General features: G+C 72.3%; 25 protein-coding genes and 1 pseudogene. 11 read left to right on the forward strand and 15 right to left on the reverse strand.

Annotated features, from left to right (window positions below):
* Positions 1–128: 128 nt before the first annotated feature.
* From ABT263_RS08195 to ABT263_RS08205, 3 genes are all read right to left on the reverse strand, one after another.
* Positions 129–803 (reverse strand): aggregation-promoting factor C-terminal-like domain-containing protein, encoded by a 675-nt coding sequence (locus ABT263_RS08195; protein ID WP_352288802.1) that lies wholly within the window; start codon positions 801–803, stop codon positions 129–131.
* A gap of 570 nt (positions 804–1,373) precedes the next feature.
* Positions 1,374–2,294, reverse strand: a complete 921-nt coding sequence (locus ABT263_RS08200) for an EI24 domain-containing protein (RefSeq protein WP_352288805.1) — start codon at positions 2,292–2,294, stop codon at positions 1,374–1,376.
* 207 nt (positions 2,295–2,501) lie between these two features.
* Positions 2,502–3,959, reverse strand: a complete 1,458-nt coding sequence (locus ABT263_RS08205) for an amino acid permease (RefSeq protein WP_380393866.1) — start codon at positions 3,957–3,959, stop codon at positions 2,502–2,504.
* Between the two features lie 274 nt (positions 3,960–4,233).
* Here ABT263_RS08205 and ABT263_RS08210 point away from each other — a divergent pair, with 274 nt between their 5' ends.
* Positions 4,234–5,493 carry a metallophosphoesterase gene (locus tag ABT263_RS08210; RefSeq protein ID WP_352289008.1) on the forward strand — a complete coding sequence of 420 codons (1,260 nt, stop codon included), beginning with the start codon at positions 4,234–4,236 and terminating at the stop codon, positions 5,491–5,493.
* A 55-nt stretch (positions 5,494–5,548) separates the two neighbouring features.
* Here ABT263_RS08210 and ABT263_RS08215 read toward each other — a convergent pair whose 3' ends face one another.
* Positions 5,549–7,798, reverse strand: a complete 2,250-nt coding sequence (locus tag ABT263_RS08215; protein ID WP_352288808.1) for an MMPL family transporter — start codon at positions 7,796–7,798, stop codon at positions 5,549–5,551.
* Positions 7,799–7,959: 161 nt separating this feature from the next.
* Positions 7,960–8,169, reverse strand: a complete 210-nt coding sequence (locus ABT263_RS08220; protein WP_352288811.1) for a hypothetical protein — start codon at positions 8,167–8,169, stop codon at positions 7,960–7,962.
* A 153-nt stretch (positions 8,170–8,322) separates the two neighbouring features.
* Between ABT263_RS08220 and ku the strand changes: the two genes are divergently transcribed.
* Positions 8,323–9,384, forward strand: a complete 1,062-nt coding sequence (gene ku / locus ABT263_RS08225; protein WP_352288814.1) for a non-homologous end joining protein Ku — start codon at positions 8,323–8,325, stop codon at positions 9,382–9,384.
* Between the two features lie 52 nt (positions 9,385–9,436).
* The gene (locus ABT263_RS08230; protein WP_329486470.1) at positions 9,437–9,718 is read left to right on the forward strand and encodes a hypothetical protein; all 282 of its coding nucleotides are present in this window, start codon (positions 9,437–9,439) and stop codon (positions 9,716–9,718) included.
* A gap of 43 nt (positions 9,719–9,761) precedes the next feature.
* Here ABT263_RS08230 and ABT263_RS08235 read toward each other — a convergent pair whose 3' ends face one another.
* Both ABT263_RS08235 and ABT263_RS08240 read right to left on the reverse strand, forming a co-directional pair.
* Complete coding sequence (locus tag ABT263_RS08235; RefSeq protein WP_352288816.1) at positions 9,762–11,150, reverse strand: NADP-dependent succinic semialdehyde dehydrogenase; 1,389 nt, start codon at positions 11,148–11,150, stop codon at positions 9,762–9,764.
* Between the two features lie 124 nt (positions 11,151–11,274).
* The gene (locus ABT263_RS08240) at positions 11,275–11,559 is read right to left on the reverse strand and encodes a DUF6158 family protein (protein WP_352288819.1); all 285 of its coding nucleotides are present in this window, start codon (positions 11,557–11,559) and stop codon (positions 11,275–11,277) included.
* A gap of 241 nt (positions 11,560–11,800) precedes the next feature.
* Between ABT263_RS08240 and ABT263_RS08245 the strand changes: the two genes are divergently transcribed.
* The 8 genes and pseudogenes from ABT263_RS08245 to ABT263_RS08280 form a co-directional block, all read left to right on the forward strand.
* A complete protein-coding gene (locus ABT263_RS08245) occupies positions 11,801–12,799 on the forward strand; it encodes an adenosine deaminase (RefSeq protein ID WP_352288822.1) in 999 nt (332 codons plus the stop codon).
* A 556-nt stretch (positions 12,800–13,355) separates the two neighbouring features.
* Positions 13,356–14,306, forward strand: coding sequence for a hypothetical protein (locus tag ABT263_RS08250; RefSeq protein WP_352288825.1), 951 nt, complete (start codon positions 13,356–13,358; stop codon positions 14,304–14,306).
* A gap of 75 nt (positions 14,307–14,381) precedes the next feature.
* The gene (locus ABT263_RS08255) at positions 14,382–15,290 is read left to right on the forward strand and encodes a hypothetical protein (protein WP_352288826.1); all 909 of its coding nucleotides are present in this window, start codon (positions 14,382–14,384) and stop codon (positions 15,288–15,290) included.
* An 11-nt stretch (positions 15,291–15,301) separates the two neighbouring features.
* Positions 15,302–16,327, forward strand: coding sequence for an ImmA/IrrE family metallo-endopeptidase (locus ABT263_RS08260; protein ID WP_352288829.1), 1,026 nt, complete (start codon positions 15,302–15,304; stop codon positions 16,325–16,327).
* Between the two features lie 145 nt (positions 16,328–16,472).
* On the forward strand, positions 16,473–16,757 hold the full coding sequence (locus ABT263_RS08265) for a DUF3892 domain-containing protein (protein ID WP_352288832.1): 285 nt from the start codon (positions 16,473–16,475) through the stop codon (positions 16,755–16,757).
* 126 nt (positions 16,758–16,883) lie between these two features.
* A complete protein-coding gene (locus ABT263_RS08270) occupies positions 16,884–17,144 on the forward strand; it encodes a multiubiquitin domain-containing protein (RefSeq protein ID WP_352288835.1) in 261 nt (86 codons plus the stop codon).
* Positions 17,119–18,288, forward strand: coding sequence for a ThiF family adenylyltransferase (locus ABT263_RS08275; RefSeq protein ID WP_352288838.1), 1,170 nt, complete (start codon positions 17,119–17,121; stop codon positions 18,286–18,288). Before ABT263_RS08270 ends, ABT263_RS08275 begins: the two co-directional genes overlap by 26 nt.
* Positions 18,289–18,338: 50 nt before the next feature.
* Positions 18,339–18,491 (forward strand): annotated as a pseudogene (locus tag ABT263_RS08280) (ubiquitination-like system serine protease family protein); the annotation flags it as partial.
* A 9-nt stretch (positions 18,492–18,500) separates the two neighbouring features.
* On the opposite strand, the gene ABT263_RS08285 reads toward ABT263_RS08280, so the two are convergent.
* From ABT263_RS08285 to ABT263_RS08320, 8 genes are all read right to left on the reverse strand, one after another.
* Positions 18,501–19,193 (reverse strand): hypothetical protein, encoded by a 693-nt coding sequence (locus ABT263_RS08285; RefSeq protein ID WP_352289011.1) that lies wholly within the window; start codon positions 19,191–19,193, stop codon positions 18,501–18,503.
* A 40-nt stretch (positions 19,194–19,233) separates the two neighbouring features.
* Entirely contained in the window at positions 19,234–19,746 is a 513-nt protein-coding gene (locus ABT263_RS08290; RefSeq protein WP_352288841.1) for an NUDIX domain-containing protein, read from the reverse strand.
* A gap of 67 nt (positions 19,747–19,813) precedes the next feature.
* The gene (locus ABT263_RS08295; protein ID WP_352288843.1) at positions 19,814–20,290 is read right to left on the reverse strand and encodes a GNAT family N-acetyltransferase; all 477 of its coding nucleotides are present in this window, start codon (positions 20,288–20,290) and stop codon (positions 19,814–19,816) included.
* Between the two features lie 23 nt (positions 20,291–20,313).
* Positions 20,314–20,541 (reverse strand): hypothetical protein, encoded by a 228-nt coding sequence (locus ABT263_RS08300; protein WP_352288846.1) that lies wholly within the window; start codon positions 20,539–20,541, stop codon positions 20,314–20,316.
* Positions 20,538–21,023: an NUDIX domain-containing protein gene (locus tag ABT263_RS08305; protein ID WP_352288849.1), complete on the reverse strand. Its 486-nt coding sequence runs from the start codon at positions 21,021–21,023 to the stop codon at positions 20,538–20,540. The genes ABT263_RS08300 and ABT263_RS08305 overlap by 4 nt, the downstream gene beginning before the upstream one ends.
* Positions 21,024–21,056: 33 nt before the next feature.
* A complete protein-coding gene (locus ABT263_RS08310; RefSeq protein WP_352288851.1) occupies positions 21,057–21,944 on the reverse strand; it encodes a phosphotransferase family protein in 888 nt (295 codons plus the stop codon).
* Positions 21,941–22,432, reverse strand: a complete 492-nt coding sequence (locus ABT263_RS08315) for an NUDIX hydrolase (protein ID WP_352288854.1) — start codon at positions 22,430–22,432, stop codon at positions 21,941–21,943. Before ABT263_RS08315 ends, ABT263_RS08310 begins: the two co-directional genes overlap by 4 nt.
* Positions 22,429–23,799, reverse strand: a complete 1,371-nt coding sequence (locus tag ABT263_RS08320; protein WP_352288857.1) for an NUDIX hydrolase — start codon at positions 23,797–23,799, stop codon at positions 22,429–22,431. Before ABT263_RS08320 ends, ABT263_RS08315 begins: the two co-directional genes overlap by 4 nt.
* Between the last annotated feature and the right edge of the window lie 156 nt (positions 23,800–23,955).

Consider the following 23,955-nt stretch of genomic DNA (forward strand, 5'->3'; position numbering starts at 1 on the left):
GACGGCGCCGGTGCCGCGCGGACGGGCCGGTCGCGGCGCGGTCCCGGACCCCTGGGTGCGAGAAAGGGCGAGGACCCCGCGCGGGTCTGCCGCGCGGGGTCCTCGGGGCTGCTACCGGCCGGGTCGGCTCAGTACCAGTGGTGGCTCTGCCAGAAGGACCAGGCGCCGCAGGGGCTGCCGTACCGGGAGTTCATGTAGTCCAGGCCCCACTTGATCTGGGTGGCGGGGTTGGTGCGCCAGTCGGCGCCGGCCGAGGCCATCTTGGAGCCGGGGAGCGCCTGGACCAGGCCGTAGGCGCCGGAGGAGGCGTTGACGGCGAGGTGGTTCCAGCTGCTCTCGTGGGACACGATGTTGCTGAAGCACTGCAGCTGGCCGGCCGGGACGATCTGGGCGGCGATCTCCCGGGCGCTGCCGGAGTAGGCGGGCTTCGCGTTGAGCGCGGCGCGCTCCTGCGAGCGGGAGGCGGCGGCCTCCGCGTCGGCCTTGGCCTTGGCGTCCGCCTGGGCCTTCGCCTCGGCCTGGGCCTGCGCGGCGGCCTGCGCCTGCGCGGCGGCGTCCGCCTCGGCCTGGGCCTGGGCCTGCGCCTGTGCCTGGGCAGCAGCCGCAGCCGCAGCAGCGGCGTCGGCCGCGGCCGGGTCGGCCACCGGCTGCCCGTCCACGGAGACACCGGCCACCGGGGCGGCCGCCTCGGCGACGCTGCCGCCGCTCTGCGGGACGGCGAGGGCGGCGGTGGCCGCACCCGCCACCACGAGGGTGGTGATACCGGTGATCAGCGAGTTGCGGCGGGCATGGCTGAGCTGCATGGAGCGGACGATCCTTTTCCGTCGGGGGCCGTACCGGGGAGCACGGGGGCTCCGGCACGAGGACACGGGCGGACAGGGCCCGCGAGGCCGTCCGGGACGGCCATGGCACCCCGGCCGTGACGGCGGGGCGGGCGGGACGCGCGGCGGACGGACCGGTTCGCGCTGCCTGGCGACTGGCCATTCTTCGCAGAGCCCGGCGGGGGCGGCAAAGGCAGCGGCTACTACGGCGGGTAGTGGGTGGGGCGGCCCGAACGGCGAAGCGCCCGGCCGCGGCCGGGCGCTTCGAGGTGGGGGGTCCGATCCCGTCGACCGACGGCCGGTCGACCGCCGGTCCGACGGAGCAGGGGGTGAATCGGCGCGGTGGCCTGCGTTCTTCGCGGTCCGCTCCGGGTCCGGCCACCGGGCCGGTACGGCCGGGCGGTGCCGCTCCGCGGCTGCGTGGGCGAACCGCGGCCCGGCGACAACTATCGAGGGCAGTAGCAGCGCGGAGCCGTGTGGGCGGCTTCACAGCGCGGCGGCCCCGGTGCGACGCGCGGTGACCGGACGGTCACCGCTCCGCGCCCCCGGCCCTCAGCGGGAGGAGTACGGGTTCGGCCCCCCGTACGGCCGGACCGGCTCCGGGCCCGTCGCGTACGGGTTCCCCGGCACCGGTCCATGCTCGCCGTACCCGGGCACCTCCGGCGCCCCGCCCGCATCGTCCGCCGGGTCCTGCCGGTCCTGCCGGTCCTGCTCGTCCGGCTCGTCCTCGGCGTCCTCCACCGGCACCAGGTCGCGCGCCAGCAGGGTGGCACCGGCCACCGCGCCGGGCATCGCGAGGACGGTCACCAGCGGGACGAGGAAGCCCAGGATCAGCGGCACGCCGAAGCCGAAGGCGAGCCCGAGCCGGGAGCGCAGCAGCCGGATCCGCTCGCGCTGCGGCACGCCGCGCCGCTGCAGGGCCACCGCCGTCAGCTCGACGGTGAGGAAGAAGCCGGACACCAGGAACCCGGCCACCGGCACCAGCGTCTGCCCGACCACCGGGATGAACCCGCAGGCGAACAGCAGGACGCCGAACCCGGCCACCCGGACCAGCACGTAGAGGCTGTCCCGCGCCGAGACGGCCAGCTCGCGCCAGAGCGGCACGTCCGGCGGGGTGGGCGCGCCGCCCTCGGTCTCGTCGACCTTCTCGCAGAGCGACTCGTAGAACGGCTGGCCGACCAGCAGCGTGACGGCGGTGAAGGTGATGACGGAGATCAGCAGCCCGCCGCCGAAGACGATCGCGGCGAGGGCGGTGCGCAGCAGGCCCTGCCAGGGCGAGCCCCAGCCGTCGGCGAACGGGGTGGCCCACTCGGCGAGCTCCTCCGACCAGCCGCCGAGGAACACCAGCGCCACCACGTACCCGACCAGGGTGATCAGCGCGGGCAGCATCCCGAAGCCCCACCAGCGGCCGTGCCGGCCCACCCACTTCTGGCCCTTGGCCAGGTACCCCAACCCCGCTGCAAGATCTCGCATAGGGGGAAGGGTAGGGGCTGGGCGTCGGCGGGTCATCTCCGTCCCGTCCTGATCCGGTACCGGGGGCGGGCCCGCCGGGCACCGGGCCGGAAATCGCACCGCGCGCCGGAGACGGTCCCGGCCCCGGGGCGCCGGGCCGGAAAACGCCACCGGGCCCGGGAGCCTCCGCAACGGCTCCCGGGCCCGGCGTGCGGGCGGCGCGACGGCTCAGGCAGCCGGCGCCACTGCCGCAGCCCGTCGCCTGCGGCCCACCACGGCCGATGCCGTCAGCACGATGGCTGCGGCGACCAGCGACAGGTACATCTGCTTCCGCCCGTCGGCGTCGGTGAACATGTACGCCATCACGAAGCCGATCATGCCGATCGCGGTCCAGGTGAGGTAGGGGTACAGCCACATCCGGACGGTCAGGCGCTCGGGCGTCTCGCGCTCGATGATCTTGCGCATCCTCAACTGGGAGAAGCAGATCACGAGCCAGACGAAGAGCGCCACCGCGCCGGAGGAGTTGAGCAGGAAGGAGAAGACGGTGTCGGGGGAGGTGTAGTTGAAGAACACCGCCACGAAGCCGAAGACCACCGAGACGAGGATCGCGATCCGCGGCACGCCGCGGCTGGTCACCGAGGCGAAGGCCTTGGGGGCGTCGCCGCGCTGGCCCAGCGAGAAGGCCATCCGGGAGGCGGTGTACATCCCCGAGTTGAGGCAGGAGAGCACGGCGGTCAGCACGATCACGTCCATCACCTGGCCGGCGCCCGGGATGCCGACGTGCTCCAGCACGGCCACGTAGGGGCTGCCCTTGACGGCCGCCGAGTCCCACGGGAGCAGGGTCACGACCAGCAGGATCGAACCCAGGTAGAAGATGCCGATGCGCCAGATCACACTGTTGGTGGCCTTGCTGACCGCCTTCTCCGGGTCCTCCGACTCGCCGGCGGCCAGGGTGACGATCTCACTGCCCATGAAGGCGAAGACCACGGTGAGCATGCCGGTGAAGACCGCGCCCACACCGTGCGGGAGGAAGCCGCCGTGGCCGGTCAGGTTCTCCGTGCCGACCGCGTGGGTGCCGGGCAGCAGCCCGAACGCGGCCAGCGTGCCGATCACCAGGAAGGCGGCGATCGCCACCACCTTGATGCCGGCGAACCAGAACTCGAACTCGCCGTAGGAGGCCACCGAGAAGAGGTTGGTGGCGGTCAGCACCGCCATCACGATCAGTGCGAACGCCCACTGCGGCACGCCGGGCACCCAGTTGTTGAGGATCTTCGCCCCGGCGGTGGCCTCGACGGCCAGCACCACGACCCAGAAGAACCAGTACAGCCAGCCGATCGAGAAGCCGGCCCAGCGGCCGAGCGCCCGGTCGGCGTAGGCCGAGAACGATCCGCTCTGCGGGTCGGCCGCCGCCATCTCACCGAGCATCCGCATGACCAGGACGACCAGCACGCCGGCGAGGGTGTAGGAGAGCAGGATGCCGGGGCCGGTGGCCGCGATGCCCGCGCCGGAGCCCACGAACAGGCCGGCGCCGATCACGCCGCCGATCGCGATCATCGACAGGTGGCGGTTCTTGAGCCCGGCCTTCAGGTGCCCGTCGGCGCCCTGACCGTGCTGGAGCTGCTTCTGCTGCTGCGGAGCGGCATCGGCCGGCGGCGAGCCGGCCGAGGTGGTGGTTTCCGCACTCATCGAGGGTGCCCTGTGCCTTTCCCGCGCGGCTGCCCCTCGGCTCGAACGCCGGAGGGTGGGGGACGGACCCGCGCATTGCGGTGCAACTTAACTTCTACCTACGAGTATCGGAACAAGGCCTTCGGAAATGTTCGCTCAGCGGACACAAAGCGCCAGGTCAGAGCGGGTGGACCGGGGTGGTGGAAAGCTCAAATCTGACACAGCGCCAGCCGGTGCGGCGGCCTCGGGGGCCGTTGTCGGCGCCGGCCGGGCGGGCGTTCATACTGGCGGCGTGATGATCGTCCTCGTGGTGCTCGGCGTCCTCGCCGTCCTGGCCGTGCTGGCCCTCGCGCACTGGTACCTCTGGCGGCGCCTGGTGCGCGACGTCTCCGCTCCCGGCGGTCGGTGGCGCCGGGCGGGCACCGTGCTGGCCGTCGTGCTGCCGCTGCTCTCGCTGGGCGCGCTGGTCGGCGGGCGGGGGTTGCCGATGTCCGTCGAGCGCTGGCTGGCCTGGCCGGGCTACCTCTGGCTGGCGGTGCTGCTCTACCTGCTGATGGCGGTGGCGGTCGGTGAGGCCCTCCGCCCGCTGCTGCTCCGGCTGCCGCGGCCGCGGGCCGCGACCCCGCCGGAGCCGGTGGCCGCCCCCGCATCCGCGGCCGCCCCCGCGGCGGCGGACGGCGACGCAGCCGAGCCGGCCGCCGGCGAGCCGGTGCCGACCGCCGTGCCCTCGCCCGGGCGCCGGCTCTTCGTCGCCCGGACGCTCGCGATCGGCGCCTCCGGCGCGGCGGCCGCCGTGGTCGGCACCGGCACCTACGGGGTGCTGCGCGGGCCGCGTCTGAAGCAGGTCACCGTGCCGCTGGCCAAGCTGCCCGCGCGGGCGCACGGCTACCGGATCGCCGTGGTCAGCGACATCCACCTGGGCCCGATCCTCGGACGCGAGCACACCCGGCGGATCGTCGACACGATCAACGGCGCGCAGCCCGACCTGATCGCGATCGTCGGTGACCTGGTGGACGGCTCGGTCGCCGAACTCGGGCGTGCGGCGGAGCCGCTGGCGCAGCTGCGGGCGCGGGACGGCGCGTACTTCGTCACCGGCAACCACGAGTACTTCTCCGGCGCGGCCCCCTGGGTGGACTTCGTCCGCGAGCTGGGCGTCCACCCGCTGCAGAACGCCCGGGTGGAGCTCGCCGGGTTCGACCTGGCCGGGGTCAACGACATCGCCGGGCGCACCGAGGGCGACGGCCCGGACTTCGACAAGGCGCTCGGCGACCGCGACCGGGCCCGCACCTCGGTGCTGCTCTCGCACCAGCCGGTCACCGTCCACGACGCCGTCCGGCACGGCGTCGACCTCCAGCTCTCCGGCCACACCCACGGCGGCCAGCTCTGGCCGGGCAACTACCTGGCCGAACTGGCCAACCCCACCGTCGCCGGGCTGGAGCGGTACGGCGACACCCAGCTGTACGTGACCCGTGGGGCCGGGGCCTGGGGCCCGCCGGTCCGGGTCGGCGCGCCGTCCGACATCACCATCGTCACGCTGGCCTCGCTCCAGGCCTGAGCCGGGCGGCCCGCCCGGCCCGCGCCGCCCCGCCGGGCCGGCCGCCCCGCCGCCCTCAGGCCCGCTCGCCCGCGCCCTCGGTGTCGAGGTGCGGGAGCACCCGGTCCAGGAAGCGGGGCGTCCACCAGGCGGCGGGGCCCAGCAGGGTCATCACGGCCGGGACCATGAGCAGCCGGACCACGGTGGCGTCGATCAGCACGCTGACGGCCAGCCCGAGGCCCATCATCTTGATCACGATGTTGTCGCTCACGATGAAGGCGGCGAACACGCTGACCATGATCAGCGCCGCGCAGGTGATCACCCTGGCGGTGATCTCCAGGGCGTGGGCCACGCTGCCCCGGCTGTCCCCGGTGCTCAGCCAGGCCTCGTGCACCCGGGAGAGCAGGAAGATCTCGTAGTCCATGCTGAGGCCGAAGACGATGGCGAACATCATCATCGGGACGTAGCTCTCGATCGGCACCGTCCCGGCGACCCCCAGCGCGGGCCCGCCCCAGCCCCAGTGGAAGACCGCCACCAGGACGCCGTAGGAGGCGGCGATGGAGATCAGGTTGAGCACGGCCGCCTTCACCGCGATCAGCAGGCCCCGGAAGACGGTCAGGATGATCAGGAAGGCCAGGCCGACCACCACCGCGATGATCGGCAGCAGCCGGGCGGCCACGATGTCGGCGAACTCCACCTGGGCGGCCGTCGTGCCGGTCACGTAGGTCTTGGCGCCGCTCCCCGCCACGGCCTGCGGCAGGACGGTGCCGGAGAGGTGCCCGACCAGCTGGGTGGTCTGCTCGTCCTGCGGCCGCTGGGCGGGGGTGACGGTGTTGAACAGCACGTCACCGTCGGAGCTGGTCTGGAGCGGGGTGACGCCGGAGGTGTCGGGCGTGCCGGCCAGCGCCTGCTGCACGGAGCTCAGCAGCGCCGGCCGGGCGTCGGCCGCGACGGCGCTCTGGTCGACGACCACGGTGATCGGGCCGTTGGAGCCGGGGCCGAAGGCGTCGGACATCAGGTCGAAGGCGCGCCGGTCGGTGAAGGTGGTCGGGTCGGCCCCGTCGTCGATGTGGCCGAGCTGGATGGAGAAGAGCGGGACGGCGAGGACGCCGACGACGACCACCCCGGCGGCCAGGAACCACCACGGACGGCGCTCCACCCGCTGGGCGTAGCGGTGCCACGTCCCGGTGATCTCCTCGCCGGGCGCGACGCCGGTCTCGGCGACCGGCGAATGCACCGTCCAGCGGTCCATCCGGCGGCCGATCAGGCCCATCAGGGCCGGGAGCAGGGTGAGGGCGGCGAGGACGGCGGAGATCACCGTCACCCCCGCGGCGGCGCCGAGCTTGGCGATGAAGTTGACCCGGGAGACGACCAGACCGGCCAGCGCGATCACCACGGTGCAGCCGGAGACCAGCACCGCCCGGCCGCTGGTCGCCACGGCGTGCCCGGCGGAGGCCACCGGGTCCTTGCCGTCCATCAGGCCCTGTCGGTGCCGGGTGAGCAGGAACAGCGCGTAGTCGATGCCGACGCCGATGCCGATCATGGTCGCCAGGGTGGGGGCGACCGTGGCGAAGGTGGTGGCGGCGGCCAGCAGGCCGAGCACCCCGAGGCCGACGACGGCCCCGATCAGGGCGGTGACCAGCGGCAGGCCGGCCGCGATCACGCTGCCGAAGCCGATCAGCAGAACGACGATCGCGACCCCGAAGCCGATCAGCTCGCTGACCCGGTCGTCGGCCACCGGGCGCGCCAGTTCGCCCAGCGGCCCGCCGTACTCGACCTCCACCCCGGCCGCCCGCAACGGGGCGACGGCGGCGTCGACGCCGTCGAGGTAGTCGCCGCCGAGCGTCGTGGGGTTCACGTCGAAGCGGACGGTGAGGTAGCCGGTGAGGCCGTCCGCGGCCAGCGGGCCGCCGGGCGGGGAGGGCTGGCCGGCGGGCGGCAGCGGACTCTGCGCGGACTGCACGTGCGGCAGCGCGCTCAGCGAGCCGACCACCTGGTCGATCTGGCTCTGGAACCCGGTCAGTGACCGGCTGTCGTGGAGCACCACCTGGGAGCTGGTGCCGCCGGCCGCCGGTTCGTGCGCCTGGAGGACGTTGCGGCCCTCCTGCGCCTGGGTGTCCGAGAGCGAGAAGTCGTCCGAGAACGTCCCGCCGACCGCCCGGTCGATCACCTGGACGCCGGCCAGGGCGACCAGCCAGAGCACGATCACCAGGACCGAGTGGCGCGCGCACCACTCGCCCAGTCGCCGCAGGGCGCCGCGCCGGGGCGGTTGCGGGGGGCGGGCCGGGCCGGGGATGCGGGCGGGGCCGCCCGAGGACGAGGGCATGAACGCTCCTGGGGCCGGGGTGACGTTCCGTCACGCCTGGTCGGGCGGGACCACGGAGTCCCGATGCTAGGGAGCGGTGCCGGGCGATCCGGCGCGATCACCCGGTGACACGCCCCGGTGCCTCCGTTCGGCGGGTCCCGCCCCCGCGGCCGGCCGGAGCCTCAGGCCGGGCGCAGCTCCAGCAGGACGATCCGCGCGCCCTCCGGCCGCCCGGTGAGGCGGGCGGCGAGGATCCGCGGGATGTCGCTCTCCTGCGAGTACCCGGGCACCACCGTGACCTCCGCCCGCCGGACCCCGGGCTCCCCGGCCACGGCGTACGTCACGACGTACGTGGTCCGCTCGGGCGGCGGGGGCGGGCGCGTCCCCGGCATGGTGCCACCTCCTCGGCTCCCGGCCATTGTCCGCCGGTCCGGCCCGGTCCGGCGCCGCGTCGGCCCGGACCGGGACCGTGTGGCCGATCGGGGTGAATCCGGGCACAGTGGAAATCTCCGGGAGGGGGACCGTCCGGGAAGGGGCGACACCCCATGCAGACCACCTGGAAGGGGACGATCAGCTTCGGGCTGGTCAGCATCCCCGTCCACCTGTACTCCGCGACCCAGGAGCACGACGTCCCGCTGCACCAGGTGCACGCGAAGGACGGCGGCCGGGTGCGGATGAAGCGGTACTGCGAGCAGGAGGGGACGGAAGTCCCCTACGCGGAGATCGCCAAGGGCTACGAGTCGCCCGACGGGCGGACCGTCACCCTCACCGACGAGGACCTCGCCGAGCTGCCGCTGCCCAGCAAGAAGGTCATCGACGTGCTGGCGTTCGTGGACGCGGCCGAGATCGACCCGCTGATGTTCTCCAAGGCCTACTACGTCGGTGTCGCCGACAAGGCCGCCGCCAAGCCGTACGCGTTGCTGCGCGACGCGCTCACCGAGTCCGGCCGGATCGCGGTCACCAAGATCGCGCTGCGGACCAGGGAGTCGCCGGCCGTGCTGCGGGTGCACGACGGGACGCTGGTGCTGCAGACCTGCATCTGGCCCGACGAGGTCCGCCCGGCGGCCGGGATCGCGCCCGACGAGCAGGTGACCGTGCGGCCGCAGGAGCTGAAGATGGCCCGCTCGCTGATGGACACGCTCTCCGAGGACTTCGACCTCTCCCAGCTCCACGACGACTACCAGCAGGCGCTGCAGCAGGTCATCGAGGCCCGGATCCAGGGCGTCGAGGTGCCGCACGAGGAGGAGCCCGGCGAGGCTCCGGACAACGTCATCGATCTGATGGCGGCGCTGCGCAGCAGTCTCAAGGAGGCCAAGGGCGCCCACCGCAGCCGCCGGGCCGGGCCGGGCGCCGAACCGGAGGCCGGTCCGACGGCGGTGGAGGAGCCGCCCCCGGTGGCGGCCCCGGCACCCCGCAAGCGCGCGCCCGCCGGGAAGGCGGCGGGCGGGAAAGCGGCGGCCAAGAAGGCGACGGCTCCCAGGACGGCCACCGGCCGGGCCACCGCGGACCGGGCCGCCACCAGGACCGCGGCCGGCACCGCGAAGCCGGCCGCGGCCGCGAAGAAGACCACCAGCAGGAAGTCCGCAGCTCCCCGCAAGGTCTCGTGAGGCCTTGGTGAGCTGATCACCGGCAGTCCCCGACGTCCGGAGGCGATCCCAGATGGACCTACTGACCTACAAGGCGCTCGACACGGGCCCCGACGCGCCGCGGCACCCGAGCCTGGCGCACCGGGCCTGGCACGGCCTGCTCAGCCTCGGTCCGACGGCCGTGGTGCTGATGCTCGCGCTCTCGCTCGGCCTCGGCGCCGTCGGGTCCCAGGTGACCTCGCTGCCCTGGCTGATCGTCTTCAGCATCGTGTGGGGCGTCACCCTGATCGCGCTGTGCGGCATGGTCGCCCGCTGGATGACGCCCGGCCAGGGCAGGCACCGGATGGCCGCCTGACACCGGCCGGGGCGGGGCCGTCCTGACCCCGCCCCGGCCGCCGTCAGGCCACCCAGACGGTGGTGATGTTGCAGAACTCCCGGATCCCGTGGCCGCTCAGCTCGCGTCCGAAGCCCGAGCGCTTAACGCCGCCGAACGGCAGGGCCGGGTGCGAGGCCGTCATGCCGTTGAAGAACACCCCGCCGGCCTGGATGTCCCGGACGAAGCGCTCCTGCTCGGCCGGGTCGGTGGTCCAGACGTTGGAGCTGAGTCCGAAGGGCGTGTCGTTGGCCAGCGCCACCGCCTCGTCCAGGTCGGCGGCCTCGTAGACGGTGGCGACCGGCCCGAAGGTCTCCTCCAGGTGGATCCGCATCGCCGGGGTGATGCCGGTCAGCACCGTCGGCTCGTAGAACCAGCCGGCCTCCCGGCCCGCCGGTCGGCGGCCGCCGCACTCCACCCCGGCGCCGTGCGCCCGGGCGTCCTCGACCAGCTCCTCCAGGTCGTCCCGCCCCTGGCTGCTGGCCATCGGGCCGACCTCGGTCGCCTCCTCCATCGGATCGCCGACGGTCAGCGCCCGCATGGCCGCGGTGAACGCCTCGGTGAACGGCCGGTACACGGCGGTGTGCACGATGAAGCGCTTGGCGGCGATGCAGGACTGCCCGTTGTTCTGCACCCGGGCCCGGACGGCGGTGGCCACGGCGGCGTCCAGGTCCGCGCTCGGCAGGACCACGAACGGGTCGCTGCCGCCCAGCTCCAGCACGGCCTTCTTCACCTCGTCCGCGGCCGTCGCCGCCACCGCCCGCCCGGCGGGCTCGCTGCCGGTCAGCGTCACCGCGGCCACCCGGCGGTCGCGGATCACGCCCTCCACCGCGCCCGAGCCGATCAGCAGGGTCTGGAAGCAGCCCTCCGGGAACCCGGCCCGGCGGAACAGCTCCTCCAGGGCCACCGCCGTCCGGGGCACGTTGGACGCGTGCTTCAGCAGGCCGACGTTGCCCGCCATCAGGGCCGGCGCGGCGAACCGGATCACCTGCCAGAACGGGAAGTTCCACGGCATCACGGCCAGCACCACCCCGATCGGGCGGTAGCGGACGTAGGCCCGGGCGGCGCCGGAGTCGGCGACGTCGGCCGGGGCGGGGTGCTCGTCGGCGAGCAGCCCCTCGGCGTTCTCGGCGTACCAGCGCATCGCCTTCGCGCACTTGGCGGCCTCGGCGCGGGCGGCCGCCAGCGGCTTGCCCATCTCCTCGGTCATCGTGCGGGCGACGGACTCCAGGTCGGCGTCCAGCAGGTCGGCGGCGCGGCGCAGCAGCTCGGCGCGGTACGCGAAGGAAGTGGTGCGGTAGGACTGGAACGCCGCCTCGGCGCGGGCCAGCCGCTGCTCGATGCCGGCGGCGTCCAGCGCTTCGAAGGTCTCCAGGGTCTCGCCGGTCGCGGGGTTGACGCTTGCGATGGCCATGCGGTGGGCTCCCAGGTGTCCGTGGGGGATTGCTCCGGAGTCGTTGCTCCACCCTGGCCGACACCCCGCCCCGAGCGCACCACCGCCGCCCGGCGTGTCCCGCCGGGCACCGGCCGCCGCGGCCTCACTCCGGCAGCGACTCCACCCGCGCCGCGGCCTCCCGGGCGCGGGCACCCGCCCTGGTCCGGCCGGCCGTGACCAGCCGGTTCGGGAACCGGTGCAGGTACTCCGCCTCCAGCTGCCCGGTCCGCAGGGTGTGCCGCTTCAGGGCCTCCTCCGACCCGTACAGGAAGGTCTCGTGCCTGGTCCGGTGCAGCTGCTCCAGCTCGTGCAGCAGGGTGTCGTTGCCCAGGGCGTGCGGGGAGATCCCCGCGGGCCTGGTGTGCGGAGCGTCGTCCGGGTGCCGCATGGTCCACTACCTCCTCGGCGCGAATCCCCCCGTACCCGGGTGCCCCCGACCGCGGCCGGTACACCGGTGTGCCGACGGGACTCCCGTACCGGCAGTGTCGTCGCCCCCGGGGCCTTTCGCGAGGCGTGCCGCCCGGACGCCTCGCACGGGGGCCCGGGGAGGTGGCGGGCGGGTGACCGGATCGTACGATGACTATCCGGACGTCCCTTCCTTTCCCTCCCAGAATTCGGAACGATCACCCATGCCGCTGCCCAAGGCCGAACTCCACCTGCACATCGAAGGCACCCTGGAGCCGGAACTCGCCTTCGCGCTCGCCGCGCGCAACGGCGTCACGCTCCCGTACGCCGACACCGAGGAGCTCCGCCGGGCCTACTCCTTCAGCGACCTGCAGTCCTTCCTGGACCTCTACTACGCGCTGATGACGGTGCTGCGCACCGAGGCGGACTTCGCCGACCTCGCCGACGCGTACCTGGCCCGGGCCGCCGGGCAGGGGGTGCGGCACGCCGAGATCTTCTTCGACCCGCAGGCGCACACCGCCCGCGGGGTGCCGCTGGACGTGGTGGTGGAGGGCCTCGGGCGGGCCCTGGACCGCAGCGAGGAGCGGTACGGCGTCAGCACCCGGCTGATCATGTGCTTCCTGCGGGACGAGTCCGCCGAGTCCGCGCTGGAGACCTTCGAGGCCGCCCGGCCGCACTTCGGCCGGATCACCGGGATCGGACTCGACTCGGCTGAGGTCGGGAACCCGCCGGCCAAGTTCCGCGAGGTCTACCGGCGCGCCGCCGAGGCCGGGCTGCACCGGGTCGCCCACGCGGGGGAGGAGGGCCCGGCCTCGTACGTCACCGAGGCCCTGGACGTCCTCGGGGTCGAGCGGATCGACCACGGTCTGCGCTGCCTGGAGGACCCGGCGCTGGTCGACCGCCTGGTCCGCGAGCAGATCCCGCTCACCCTCTGCCCGCTCTCCAACGTGCGCCTGCGCTGCGTCGACACGCTGGCCGACCACCCGCTGCCCGCCATGCTCGCGGCGGGCCTGCTGGTGACCGTCAACTCCGACGACCCGGCGTACTTCGGCGGCTACGTCGACGACAACTTCCGTGCGGTGGCCGGGGCCCTCGCGCTCGCGCCCGAGACGCTGCGCCTGCTCGCCGCCAACTCCTTCCGCGCCTCGTTCCTGGACGAGGACCGCCGGGCGGCGCTGCTGGCCGAGGTGGCGGCCTACGCGTTCGAGCCGGCCGGCGTCTGAGCCCCGACTCCGGAGGCATCGAATCCGGAGGCACCGGCTCCGGGCCGCGACGGGCCCGGAGCCGGTGGGAGGCTCAGACCAGCGTGCGCCAGTAGTACCAGGACTGGACGCGGACCGCGCTGGCCTGCGCAAATATGCCTTCACTCGGGCAAGTGGTGGAAATCGGACAAGCCTCTGACCTGGACTGTCCCGGGGTGACCCGCTCGAATGTGCCCTCAGATGTGCCCTCTGCGTGGCGCCGCGTCACGTCCAGCTCGAGGGGACGGCGGCCTCCGAGCGACGAACGCTCCAGCGAGTCCGGACGTGGCCGTCAGATGGGCCGGGGGACTGGTGAAGAGGGCCGAGCGAGTAGTAGGCGTAGGCGCTAGCGATGGAGCATACCTGAGCTCTTGATCAGCCATTTGCCGGGGCCTACTGTATTCCAACATTGGCACAGCCAATATTCGCTTCTCGGAATCCTCGGCGCGTCCCGCGCCATGGGTGCAGATGTTGGTGTTGCAGGTCGAGGCCCTCTGGCTGCGGACGCCGGACGGGGAGCGGGGAATCGGGGTGGCTCGTGGCAAGTAGCGCTTTCGAGGAACTGTCGCCGACAGGCGAGCTGGGGCCTGTCACACTCGATCTGTTGCGGCGGCTGGTTCACCAGGTACGCCGAACCTACGGCTTTCCGCCGCCCGACGGGTACGCAGAGTGGAGCGATGATGCAGCCGACGACGTAATCACGTCGATGCTGACCCGCGAGGGAGAGGGACGGAAGTTCGTCACCAGCTGCTCCGTTCTCGCTGTCGACGAAGCCTCGCTAGAGCGCCTATTTCTCGCAGCGATCAAGAATTTCTTCATCGACGAGGCGAAGAAGACGCCGCGGGGCAAGGTCCGGCGCCGGATCGCCCGTCTGATGAGCGAGGACCCGGTCTACCGTAAGGGCCCGGGTTCGCCACCGCGATGGGCATTGGCCGAGCATGCCGAGGGCGCCGTATGGCAGGGAGACCTCGACGACCTGATTGCGCAAGCGGCACGGGTGACAGGAGTCGGCATCACCCGCTGGAACCATTCCGGCCCCACACCCAAGCAGACAGTCCATGCCCTCAAGACCATTCTCCTGAACGTGCTGCATTATGCGCAGGGCGCGGTGCGGGAGGAAGATCTCGCCAAGGTGCTCCAGGCCCGGTTCGAGCTCTTGGCGCCGGCTCGTTTCATCACGCTGTACGCAGATGAGGGGACTGTCTCCGAACTCGTCCCACAGCGCTCGGCTGCTACGGCCGATCCTGTCGGGGTCGAGGGGGTGGCCGACGACATCTGGCAGCGTCTGTCCCCCAACGAGCGCCTGCTGCTTCCCCACCTCGACAAGGACGCTCATCACGCGGCGCAGTTGTTGGAGATCCGGCGCGGCCACGCGGCTGCTGTTCTGTCGAACCTCAAGACGACGCTTGGTAGGGCCTTGTCGGCGGAAAGCGACCAGCAGTCGGTGATGGCGGCGCTGCTGCGGCGCTGCGGCGGTGCCCCGTCCTGAACGGCCTCGAGTTATGTCGTCCGGATCCGGTGAAGAGAGAATGCACTGATGGACCACAGCCACGGGGGAGACGGTATGAGTTCTGTCCACACCACGGCCTACCAGCGGCTGGTGGCAGCTGCGGCGCAGTTGAAGGTACCCGACGCTGTCCTCCGGGTAACCGCCGCACCACCCCGGGACCCGCAACCTGGCCAGATCTGGCGCGCGGTCTGGGAGGAAGTGGTCCAACTGCTGCTCGTCACAGCGGTCGGCGACTATGACACTGTGCAGGCTGTACCGGCGTCCTTCGAGCGGTTCGCCGACGCCGACACCTTGCTCCTGCCCGCCTCGGCATCCACCTTGGAGGAGCCGTTGGCACTGTGGTGGGGCTTGGAGACCACCCTTCCGTGGTGTGTGCTGGACCGGCAGGTCAGCGAGCTGACCAGCCGTCCTCCCGCCCTCACGGTACACACGCTCGCCGATGCCCTAGCCGGCTCGCGGCGGGGCAGTGCCGCAGCCGTGTCCGCTGCGGGCAACGAGTACCGCGAGGTCCTGGCCGACCGGATCGCGGTCCTCCGCTCGGGGCAGTGGGCCCCGCAGGGATCAGGAGGCTTGCCGCAGCTGTTTCGAGACAAGGCTGTCACTGCGGCGGATCTCGCGGCCGAGCTGAAGCTGCCGCCGCCGCAAGCATTGGCCGTGTGGAGGGGACAGCAGCCCCTCACCGCCGATCAGGCCGCCGCGCTGGCCGAGCGCCTCGGTCAGCCGGCCGGCCAGTTGATCGCAGCCAACCCCGCCCTGCCGCCGGATGTCGTGCACGAGCTGAACCGGCCCTTGCGCCGCGCGCAGGTGAAGGCGCTTGCTGGGCGATACGACGAGGCCGAGCACGATGCGCGGCTGCGTGCCGCGTACGGCATCTTCGCGCTTGCGGCGCGTCAAGGGGGACCTGCCGGACCGAACTGGACGGCACGCACAGACCGCTATTTCGAACTGGTTCTGGGCGAGTAGGGGAGTGACGCGTGGTCGACTACGTGCTTGCCGGCGCGGCCCGGACCCAGGCCTCGGCGATGGTCGAGGAGCTCGAAGCGGCCCGTTGCGGTGCGGTAGATCGCCTGGGGCAGGGCGCTCTCGCGGAGCTGAGGAGCTGGCCCGAGCTGATCGTTGTGGATGTTGAGGAGAATACGGCGGAGCAAGGATGCAGTGTCGCCGGGGCGTACGACTTCGGGCCGCCACCGCGTCTGTCGGTCGCCACCTCGGCCAGCCACGCACGGCGGGACTTCACCGCCCTGCACGAGCTGGGCCACCATCTGCAGAAGAACAGCTTCGCCCTCATGGATGCCTTCAGCAGGGAACCTGATGGTGGCGTCCTCCTCGAGGACGCGGCCTGTGACGCGTTTGCCGCGGAGATCCTGCTGCCCGCCTCCCTCGTTGACCGGCACTTGGACGCCAAGGGACCCGACGCGTCGGCGGTCGCCCAGCTGTGGCGGGCGAGCAATGCCTCCCGAATGGCGGTGTGTGTCCGGGCCGCCCAGCGGCTGCCCGCGCCCGGACACATCCTTCTCCTCGACCGTGCGGGGCGCCTCGTCTTCGGCGCCTCCCACGGCTTTCCGCCGCTGCCACGCGGCAGCCTCCAAAGCGATATCCCCGTCGTCGACCGCGCCGTGGCCGGCTCCGGCCGCGCCCGGGGGCGGACCCAGGTCCGCTACCGCGACGGCATCCTCGGACGTGAACTGCACACCGACATTGCGCCGATGGACGGCTACCTCGTCGCCGTCCTCGTCGCCGACTCCGCCCCCTGGCGCGCCTTCACCCCGCCAACCCCCGACACCGGCCCCCGGTCACGCGAGTACATCTGCGCGAACTGCGACGAGGAGTACCACTCCTTCGAACCGGCCTGCCCGCGCTGCCACGTCCCCAGCTGCCCTGAGTGCGGCCGCTGCACCTGCCCGCCCCGCGTCGCCGAACGCCTGTGCCCCAACTGCTTCACTCTGCACCCTCCCAGAATGTTCTCGCCAGGCAGCGACCGCTGCGTGAACTGTTCCTGACGCTCCGCAAGTCCCATCCGCACCGCCTACACCGCTACTCGCGAGTTACGTCGTCTGTCCCAGGCGAAGCACCCGAACCGGGTGCTCACGGATCCTGGGCGCCGGCCTCGGGGCCGTCGGAACCCCGGCCGGCAGAAACAGAACGATGGCCATTCAGATCACCGCAGTACGTCTGTCCCCCGGCGGTACCACGCACGAGCACATCACCCACCTGTGGTGGACCAACCAGACATCCGGCAACACCGGAAGCAGTACCCGGGCGCAGACCGTCGAGTGGATCGAGAACCAGTCCGGAAAGGCCTACACCAGCGACGCGGCCGGGCGCCGCGCGGAAGTCTTCGTGGTGACGCCCGCCCAGGGCGAGAAGTACCTGCGGACCCGCGCGGACGGCGTGTCGACCAATAACCTCCTCGCCCTTCCCCGGCGCTGACCCAGCGCTTGGCACGGGCCCGTCAGGCGTGCCGCCGCTCCCGGCGGCACGCCGAACGACCCGCCCGCCCCACCAATTCCCGGGAGAACCCGGGGCCGACCGCACATCACACCTTCAGGAGGACTCATGTCCCAGGACAGCCACGGGCCCGCGCCCGTCACCATTGTCGTCAACACCCGCCCGCACACCTGGGGGGCGAAGGAGATCACCTTCGAGCAGGTCGTCGACCTCGCCTACCCCGGCCAGGTGCCGACCGACCAGGACACCTACACGGTCCGCTACAGCCGCGGCCACGACGGACACGGAGCGGGCAGCCTCACGGTCGGCCACAGCGTCACGGTGAAGAAGGGGATGGTCTTCGATGTCTACCGCACTTCTCGCTCGTGACCCCGACCTGGCCCGACTTCTCGACGACGGCTATGACGTCGTCGTCCACGGAGGCCACATCATCGTCCGGCACATCCCGTACGTCACCGAAGACCGCAGCGTCGAGCACGGCTTCCTCGCCTACCCCGTGACCGTCAGCGGAGACCGCCTGGTCTCCGGAACCGACCACCGCATCTGGTTCAGCGGCTCCGTCCCGTGTGACGAGCACGGCCGGCCGCTGGCCCTGGCGAGCCCCGAGCTGCGGGAGGTCGCCGAGGGCGTGCGGGCGGACTTCATGCTCTCCAGTAAGCCCGGGCCCGACGGTTACCCGGACGAGTACACGAAAATCACCGCGTACGCGCGGATCATCGCCGACCAGGCGCACGCACTCGATTCCTCGGCCACCCCTACGCCGGGCGCGGCGTGGCAGGAGATCGACGACGACAGTCCCTTCGTCTACCGGGATACCGCCACCTCCCGCGCCGGCATCGCTGCCGTCAACCGCCGTTTCCGAGGCCACCGCGTTGTGATCGTCGGTCTCGGAGGCAGCGGGAGCTACATCCTCGACCAAGTGGCCAAGACCGAGGTGGACTCGATCCTCCTCGTCGACGGCGACACCTTCGACAACCACAACGCGTTCCGAGCTCCGGGCGCCCCGACTCTCGAGACCCTGCGCGGCCGCCCGGCCAAGGCCGCCTACCTCGCCTCGATCTACGCGAACATGCACCGGGGCGTGAAGGCCTGCGAGGAGTACCTGGACGAGGACAACCTCCACTTGCTCACCGGAGCGACGTTCGTCTTCCTCGCCTCCGACGCCGCCGCCGGCAAGCCAGCGATCATCGACTGGCTCGAGGCCCACGACGTGCCGTTCACCGACGTCGGCATGGGCGTCGAGGAGATCGACGGCCGCCTCAGCGGACTGTTGCGCGTCACCATCAGCCTTCCCGGCCGCCGTGACGCAGCCCGCCGCCGCATCCCGCAGCCGGCGCCCGAACGCGACGCCTACACACGGAACATCCAGACCGCGGACCTGAACGCGCTCAACGCCGTCCTGGCCGTCATCCGCTGGAAGCGCTCCGTCGGCGTCTATGCCGACGCCACCGACGAAGGCCACACCACGTACTCGCTGATCACCAACGAGATCGCCAACGAGGACCTGCCGTGAACGCCCAGGACACCCTGCGCCCGGTCTTCACCGAGATATTCCCCCCAACAATGGAACCAGGGGTGCTGTACGTCTCGATCCCTTATCGCACCTGCGGTCACCTGTGCTGTTGCGGCTGCGGACACGAAGTCATCACACCGCTCGCCCCGGCGCAGTGGTCGATCGCCTATGACGGTGAGAACGTGTCCCTTGCCCCGTCGGTCGGCAACTGGTCATTTCCCTGCCAGTCGCACTACTGGATCCATGACGGCCGCGTCCGCTGGAGCCGCCGGTACTCGGCAGCCGAGATCGATCAGAACCGGGCTCGGGACCGTCGTCTGCTGGACCTGGACACCACGGTCCCCGAGCCAGACCGCCGTCCAGACTCCGCCGCTATCTGCGGTTCTTGTGCCCGTAGGTCGATGAACCACCGCCCTGGCGAAGCGGCTCGCAGGTACGGAGCGTGACGGCGGAGGCGAAGCCCGGAACGCCTGCGGTGGCTCCAGCCGGTCGCCCGCCCAGGACGAGGCGATGCCCAGCAGTGCGGAGAGGGCGGAGGCGCCGCCGACGGTGAGCGCGGTCGGCAGGGCGGCGCGCAGGAGCTGGTCGGCGGCACCGGAGGAGAAGAGGGAGGAGAGCGCCCGGTTGGTGTCCAGCAGGCCGAGCGCCGTGGCCAGGGTGCGGCCGATCTCGGCGACGGCGATGACCACCAGGGCCGCGCGGTCGGCATGCCAGGTCAGCTGAATGGCGGTGCGGAGCATGCCGGGGATCTGGCGGGCGACCGTGAGGGAGCTGATCTTGAGCATGGTCTGCTCGTGGGAGGTGAAGCCGTAGTCGTAGCGCAGACGACCGCCGAAGAGGAACCGCTCGCTGTCGGAGACGATCTCGTCGGGGTCGGCCTCGGGGGAGGTCAAGCGGGTTTTCAAGCACTCTCCTTCGTGTGGAAGCTGCGGAGCTGGGACACCGTCATCCGTTCTCGCCGGGGATCCGGGGCTCGGAGACGAGGTAGGCGGCGGCGCCGGTGCGACGGACGGTGAGCGAGGCGCGGAGCGTGCGCAGCCGGCGCGGGGCGACGATGTGCGACCACTCCTCGAAGGTGCGCACGGCGTGGCCGCTGTGTTCAGCGGGGTCGAGGGTGATGCGCCCGATCTCCTCGTCGGTGAGCCGGCCGCCGTCGAAGGTGACGCCGAGCTTCCACGGCCACGGCGGCTCGGGCGGGGTGAAGGAGAGCATCAGCAGGCGCGGCGCGTCGTCGAGGCAGGCGGGGACGAAGCCGATCTCCTCGGCGGTCTCCCGCAGCGCGCACGCCCACGGGTCCTCGCGCGGGTCGAGGAGACCGCCGGGGTACTGGTACTCGCCCGGGTGGTGGACGGAGGTGAGCAGCAGCGGCCGGTCGTGGCGGTCGGTGAGGAACACGCCAGCGTAGGAGACGCCGTGCGGCAGGGTCGGGACGAATTGCTCGGGAGGGACGAAGGCCACGGACAGGCTCCTCGCTGGTCGCAGTGGCCGGGGCGGGACCGCAGGCCGGGGGTGGGGTTGAGGCCGCTCACTGGGTCCAGCCCTGCGGGCCGGGGCGCAGCGCCATGTAGCCGTCCAGCGGCCCGAAGCCGAGCGAGCGGTAGAGCGGGGCACCGGCCTCGGTGGCGCGCAGCTCGATGGAGCCGCAGCCGGCTGCCTTGAGCGCTTGGAGGATGGCGGTGGTGACGGAGCGCGCGTGTCCGCGGCGCCGGTGGGCGGGGTCGGTGGCCACCGTGTGGACGCGGCCCCACAGTCCGCTGGGGTGCGTGGGGCCGCGGTATCCGCGGTAGACGATGCCGATGGCGCACGAGGCGAGCGTGTGCTCGTCGGCGGGGACGACGTAGGCGAGCAGGCTCGGGTCGTTACCGAGGCGTTCGCGCATGTCGTCGCGGAAGGTCGTGCGCCATTCGTCGGTGGGCTGGGCGCCGTCGAGGACCGCGACGCGCAGGCGCAGCAACTCGTCGGCGTCCTGCGGGCCGGCAGGGCGAACGTGAAGGCCGGGCACGGGGATTCCTCCAGGAGGGGCGGTCAGTGGGGCAGGTGCGGTGGCGGGGGATCGAGTCGGACGAGGTGCCGGTCGACGCCGCCGTCCGGGCGGTGCACGGTGCGGTAGGCGTACGGGACGGTGCTGTTCGGGAAGACGACGAAGCCTTCCTCCACCACGTGCTGCCGACGGCCGACCGCGTCGAGCCGGATGTCGGCGTCCGTCGGCAGCGCCGGGTCGGGTGGCCGCCGGTGACGGCCCGCCGGCCTCACGCCCCGAGCAGGGCGCGCAGGTCCTCCGAGGCGTCCCAGCCGTAGGTGGAGAACCCCCGCCCGTCGCCGGCGAGGTAGGCGATGAGGGCGGCGTGCGAGGTGGGGAACATCGGGGTGGGCGGCGTCTTGGCGTCCATCCACAGGACGGCGAGGTGCTTGTCCGGCTCGGTGTTCGTCAGCTCGCCCCGCCACGAGGTCGCGGCGAAGACCGAGAGCAGGAACGGGCCCTTGCCGTCCCACCCGGCCTTGACCTGGATGGTGTGGACCAGCCGCAGGTCCTCGGGGGCGACGACCAGGCCCGACTCCTCGCGCAGCTCGCGGGCGGCGGCTTCATTCAGACGCTCGCCCTCCTCGACCTTGCCACCGGGGACGGTCCAGGCAGGCACGGTGGACCAGGAGTCGTTGGCGTAGTGGACGCAGGCGACCTTGCTCGCCTTCTCGTCGTGGACGATGACGCACACGGCCTGACGCAGGGACTGCACGGAGACTCCAACCGGTAGTGAGGAAATGGGAGTTCACGCAACGGGGTTCGGGTGGCGTAGCAGGTCGAGGACGGTGCGGGCGTAGCCGAGGACCTCCTCGTCGTGGTGGTGATCGAGGGCCCACCGCAGGGCGGCGGGGCAGTCGATCGCGGCCCACGCCCGGCACGCCGCCCGCTCCTGCGGCGTGAGTTCGCGCCCGTATCCCGTAGTGAATGCGGCTCGCAGGTCGGGGCGACGGGGGGTGAGCTGGAGCGTGAGGCGCATCAGGTCGCGTCGCGCGGGTGCTTCGACGTGGCTGCGCTCGAAGTCGATGACCCCGAGCAGCAGCCGGTCGCCCTCGCGGCGCACGATCCAGTTCCGCGGGCCGAAGTCGCCGTGGCAGTAGGCGAGCGCCGTGCGCGGGGGTTCGTGGCGGGTCGCCTCGGCCAAGACGGTGATGTCCTCCTCCGGGAGGCGCGCCTCCCGTGCGCGGGCCAGCGCGCGTTTGCGCTCCTGGTCCCAGGGCAGGTACTCGCCGACGGGAGCGCCGGCCGTCGGCTGCGCGTGGATGACCGCGGCGAGGTGCCCGGCCTGCCGGTACACCTCCTGCTCCTCGGCGGCGGTGAGGTCGGTGCTGATGACCGGGGTGCCGGGCAGCGCGGAGGTGACGACGAGCAGCGACCGGGTGTCCTCGGCAAGCAGGGCCGGTGCCCGGCCGCTGCCGAGCGCTGGTGCGAGGAGACGGTAGGCGGCGGTTTCTCGCTGGTGCATGAGCGCGTTCTTGTGGCGCTTGGCGAACAGCCTGCGCCCGGCGGCACCGAGGACCTCCCAGACGACGGGGTGGCCGGCCCGGTCGAGGGAGCGCACGCCCAGCAGCTTGTAGTCCTTGGCCGTCGTGCGCAGCAGCTGGTCGACGTCGGGCGGCATGTCGGGGGCGCTCACGGGGTCCACCCGACGGTGGACAGGGTGTTGCCGCGGGTGATCTCGGTGAGCGCGTGGGCGGTGTAGGGGACGGTGTCGTCCGGCAGCGAGTCGAGCGGCCACCAGTGCAGTTCCTCGCACTTGTGCGGTTCCGCGTTGCGCACGTGGCCGTGGTAGCGGGTGGGGCGGAAGAACAGCTGGAGGCGGCTGCGGCCGTCGTCGGCGTCGAGGTGGTGCAGGGTGTGGACGAGCGCGAGGTCGTGCTCGGCGATGGTGATGCCGAGTTCCTCCTCGGCCTCGCGCGTCATGGAGCGGGTGACCGGCTCGCCGCGTTCCATGTGCCCGGCCGGCAGGTGCCAGAGGCCGTTCGCGTAGGCGGTGTTGCGGCGCCGGCCGAGCAGTACGCGGTCGGCGTCGGTGAGGACGAGGTGGACGCCGACGACCAGGGTCAGCGGATCCGTCCCGGAGGCCGGGGCAGCGGCGGGGCGGAGGTCGTCGCGCTGGTTCACGCCGTCCTCCCGGGAGACTGGCCGACGGCGAGTAGTGGCAGGTAGTGCTGCATATAGGGCGGGACTTTGAGCAGCGGTACCTCGTCGAGGGGGACCATGCGCACGGCCAGACCCTCGTTTCCGAGCTGCAGGTCGCTCTCGGGGCCGTCCCAGACGCCGTGCAGGACGCGGGTGAGCGGGTGTACGAGGTCGTGCTGCGGGCCGGGTACCGGCCGTAGGCCGGAGACGGTGATCCCGGCCTCCTCGGCTACCTCGCGCTCCGCGGTCTCCTCGGCCGTCTCCCGGCCCTCGCGCCAGCCTCCGATCGGCGTCCAGTGGCCCGGCCACGCGATGCCCGGGTTGTGGTCGCGGTGGTGCATCAGCAGTCGACCCCGGGCGTCCGTGACCAGGACCATGACACCTTCGAAGTCGTCCTCTGGTGGTGCCGGACGCTCCACGTACAGCGGCGTGCCGCTGCGGTGGGCGCGCAGCACCTGCAGGAGCCGCTGGTAGCGGTGCGGTTCCATGAGCGCGCGCCAGTCGTGCGCGGTCTCGAACCGCCACTCGGTGTGCTCGGCCGGATCGAGTTGGATCCTCGCCTGCTGTTCGGGGGTGAGGACGCCACCGTCGAAGACATAGCCGCAGACCGGCACCGGGTACTCCGTGCCCGCCTGCTCGTGGATGACGGCCACCAGGCGCCGCTGGGCGATGATCTCGGGATTCTCCGCGGCGAGATCGAGGCCCAGCTCCTCCATGCCCTCGATCAGCGCGGTCGCGAACGGCGTGCGGCCGTGCTCGACGTTGCCGCCGGGGAAGTTCCACACGTCCGGGTTGATGGTCGAGCGCATGCCGAGGAGGCGGCCCTGCGGGTCGGTGACCAGGAAGCTGCCGTAGGCCGTGGGGCGGGCGACGGTGGTGATGTAGCCGCCGACCGGCCGCCAGCCTGGGATGGCCAGACGGCGGACGAGCCACTCGACGACCTCCCGCTGCCCGTCGCCGGTCGCAGGCAGAGCGTCCGCACTTGCCCACTGATGGTCGTCGTGGTCCCGGGAGAGGGCGATCGGGGTGCCGTCCGGCACGACGGTGGTGAAGACGAACTGCCGTACCCGGTTGCCGTACTGGCTGGTGGAGTCGAGGTGCCGCGCGTACTCCAGCGGCAGGCCGGTGATCCCGGTCTCCTCCGCGAGTTCGCGGACCGCACCGGCGTCCACGGGCTCGTCGCCCTCCCGGCCGCCGCCCGGGTACTCCCACAGGCCGGGCAGGACGTCGTCGGGGGATCGGCGGATCATCAGGATCCGGCCCGAGGTGTCCCGGACCACGACGCCGACGCCGATTCGCTCGATGCCTTCGCTGGCGGCCAGGGCCGTGAGTGTGTCGAAGTCGATCACTGGAGGGGCTCCTCGGTGTCGCGGGCGGGCAGGGTCACCCGGTGGTGAGGCCGGGCGCGGGTACTGAGGGCCGGGATGGTCGGGCCTTCCACAGGGGTACCTCCGGGCGCTGGTGGTGTCCGTGCACGCCGAACCGGCTGTCGACAGCGAAGTTCG

Origin of the sequence: Kitasatospora sp. NPDC001603, from assembly GCF_040298365.1 — a bacterium.
In the GTDB taxonomy this organism is placed as follows: domain Bacteria; phylum Actinomycetota; class Actinomycetes; order Streptomycetales; family Streptomycetaceae; genus Kitasatospora.

What these genes read in the sequence shown, in the direction of transcription:
- ABT263_RS08195 (WP_352288802.1), bottom strand. Translation starts at nt 803, where the DNA reads ATGCAGCTCAGCCATGCCCGCCGCAACTCGCTGATCACCGGTATCACC.
- ABT263_RS08200 (WP_352288805.1), bottom strand. Translation starts at nt 2,294, where the DNA reads ATGCGAGATCTTGCAGCGGGGTTGGGGTACCTGGCCAAGGGCCAGAAG.
- ABT263_RS08205 (WP_380393866.1), bottom strand. Translation starts at nt 3,959, where the DNA reads ATGAGTGCGGAAACCACCACCTCGGCCGGCTCGCCGCCGGCCGATGCC.
- ABT263_RS08210 (WP_352289008.1), top strand. Translation starts at nt 4,234, where the DNA reads ATGATCGTCCTCGTGGTGCTCGGCGTCCTCGCCGTCCTGGCCGTGCTG.
- ABT263_RS08215 (WP_352288808.1), bottom strand. Translation starts at nt 7,798, where the DNA reads ATGCCCTCGTCCTCGGGCGGCCCCGCCCGCATCCCCGGCCCGGCCCGC.
- ABT263_RS08220 (WP_352288811.1), bottom strand. Translation starts at nt 8,169, where the DNA reads ATGCCGGGGACGCGCCCGCCCCCGCCGCCCGAGCGGACCACGTACGTC.
- ku (WP_352288814.1), top strand. Translation starts at nt 8,323, where the DNA reads ATGCAGACCACCTGGAAGGGGACGATCAGCTTCGGGCTGGTCAGCATC.
- ABT263_RS08230 (WP_329486470.1), top strand. Translation starts at nt 9,437, where the DNA reads ATGGACCTACTGACCTACAAGGCGCTCGACACGGGCCCCGACGCGCCG.
- ABT263_RS08235 (WP_352288816.1), bottom strand. Translation starts at nt 11,150, where the DNA reads ATGGCCATCGCAAGCGTCAACCCCGCGACCGGCGAGACCCTGGAGACC.
- ABT263_RS08240 (WP_352288819.1), bottom strand. Translation starts at nt 11,559, where the DNA reads ATGCGGCACCCGGACGACGCTCCGCACACCAGGCCCGCGGGGATCTCC.
- ABT263_RS08245 (WP_352288822.1), top strand. Translation starts at nt 11,801, where the DNA reads ATGCCGCTGCCCAAGGCCGAACTCCACCTGCACATCGAAGGCACCCTG.
- ABT263_RS08255 (WP_352288826.1), top strand. Translation starts at nt 14,382, where the DNA reads ATGAGTTCTGTCCACACCACGGCCTACCAGCGGCTGGTGGCAGCTGCG.
- ABT263_RS08265 (WP_352288832.1), top strand. Translation starts at nt 16,473, where the DNA reads ATGGCCATTCAGATCACCGCAGTACGTCTGTCCCCCGGCGGTACCACG.
- ABT263_RS08270 (WP_352288835.1), top strand. Translation starts at nt 16,884, where the DNA reads ATGTCCCAGGACAGCCACGGGCCCGCGCCCGTCACCATTGTCGTCAAC.
- ABT263_RS08275 (WP_352288838.1), top strand. Translation starts at nt 17,119, where the DNA reads ATGTCTACCGCACTTCTCGCTCGTGACCCCGACCTGGCCCGACTTCTC.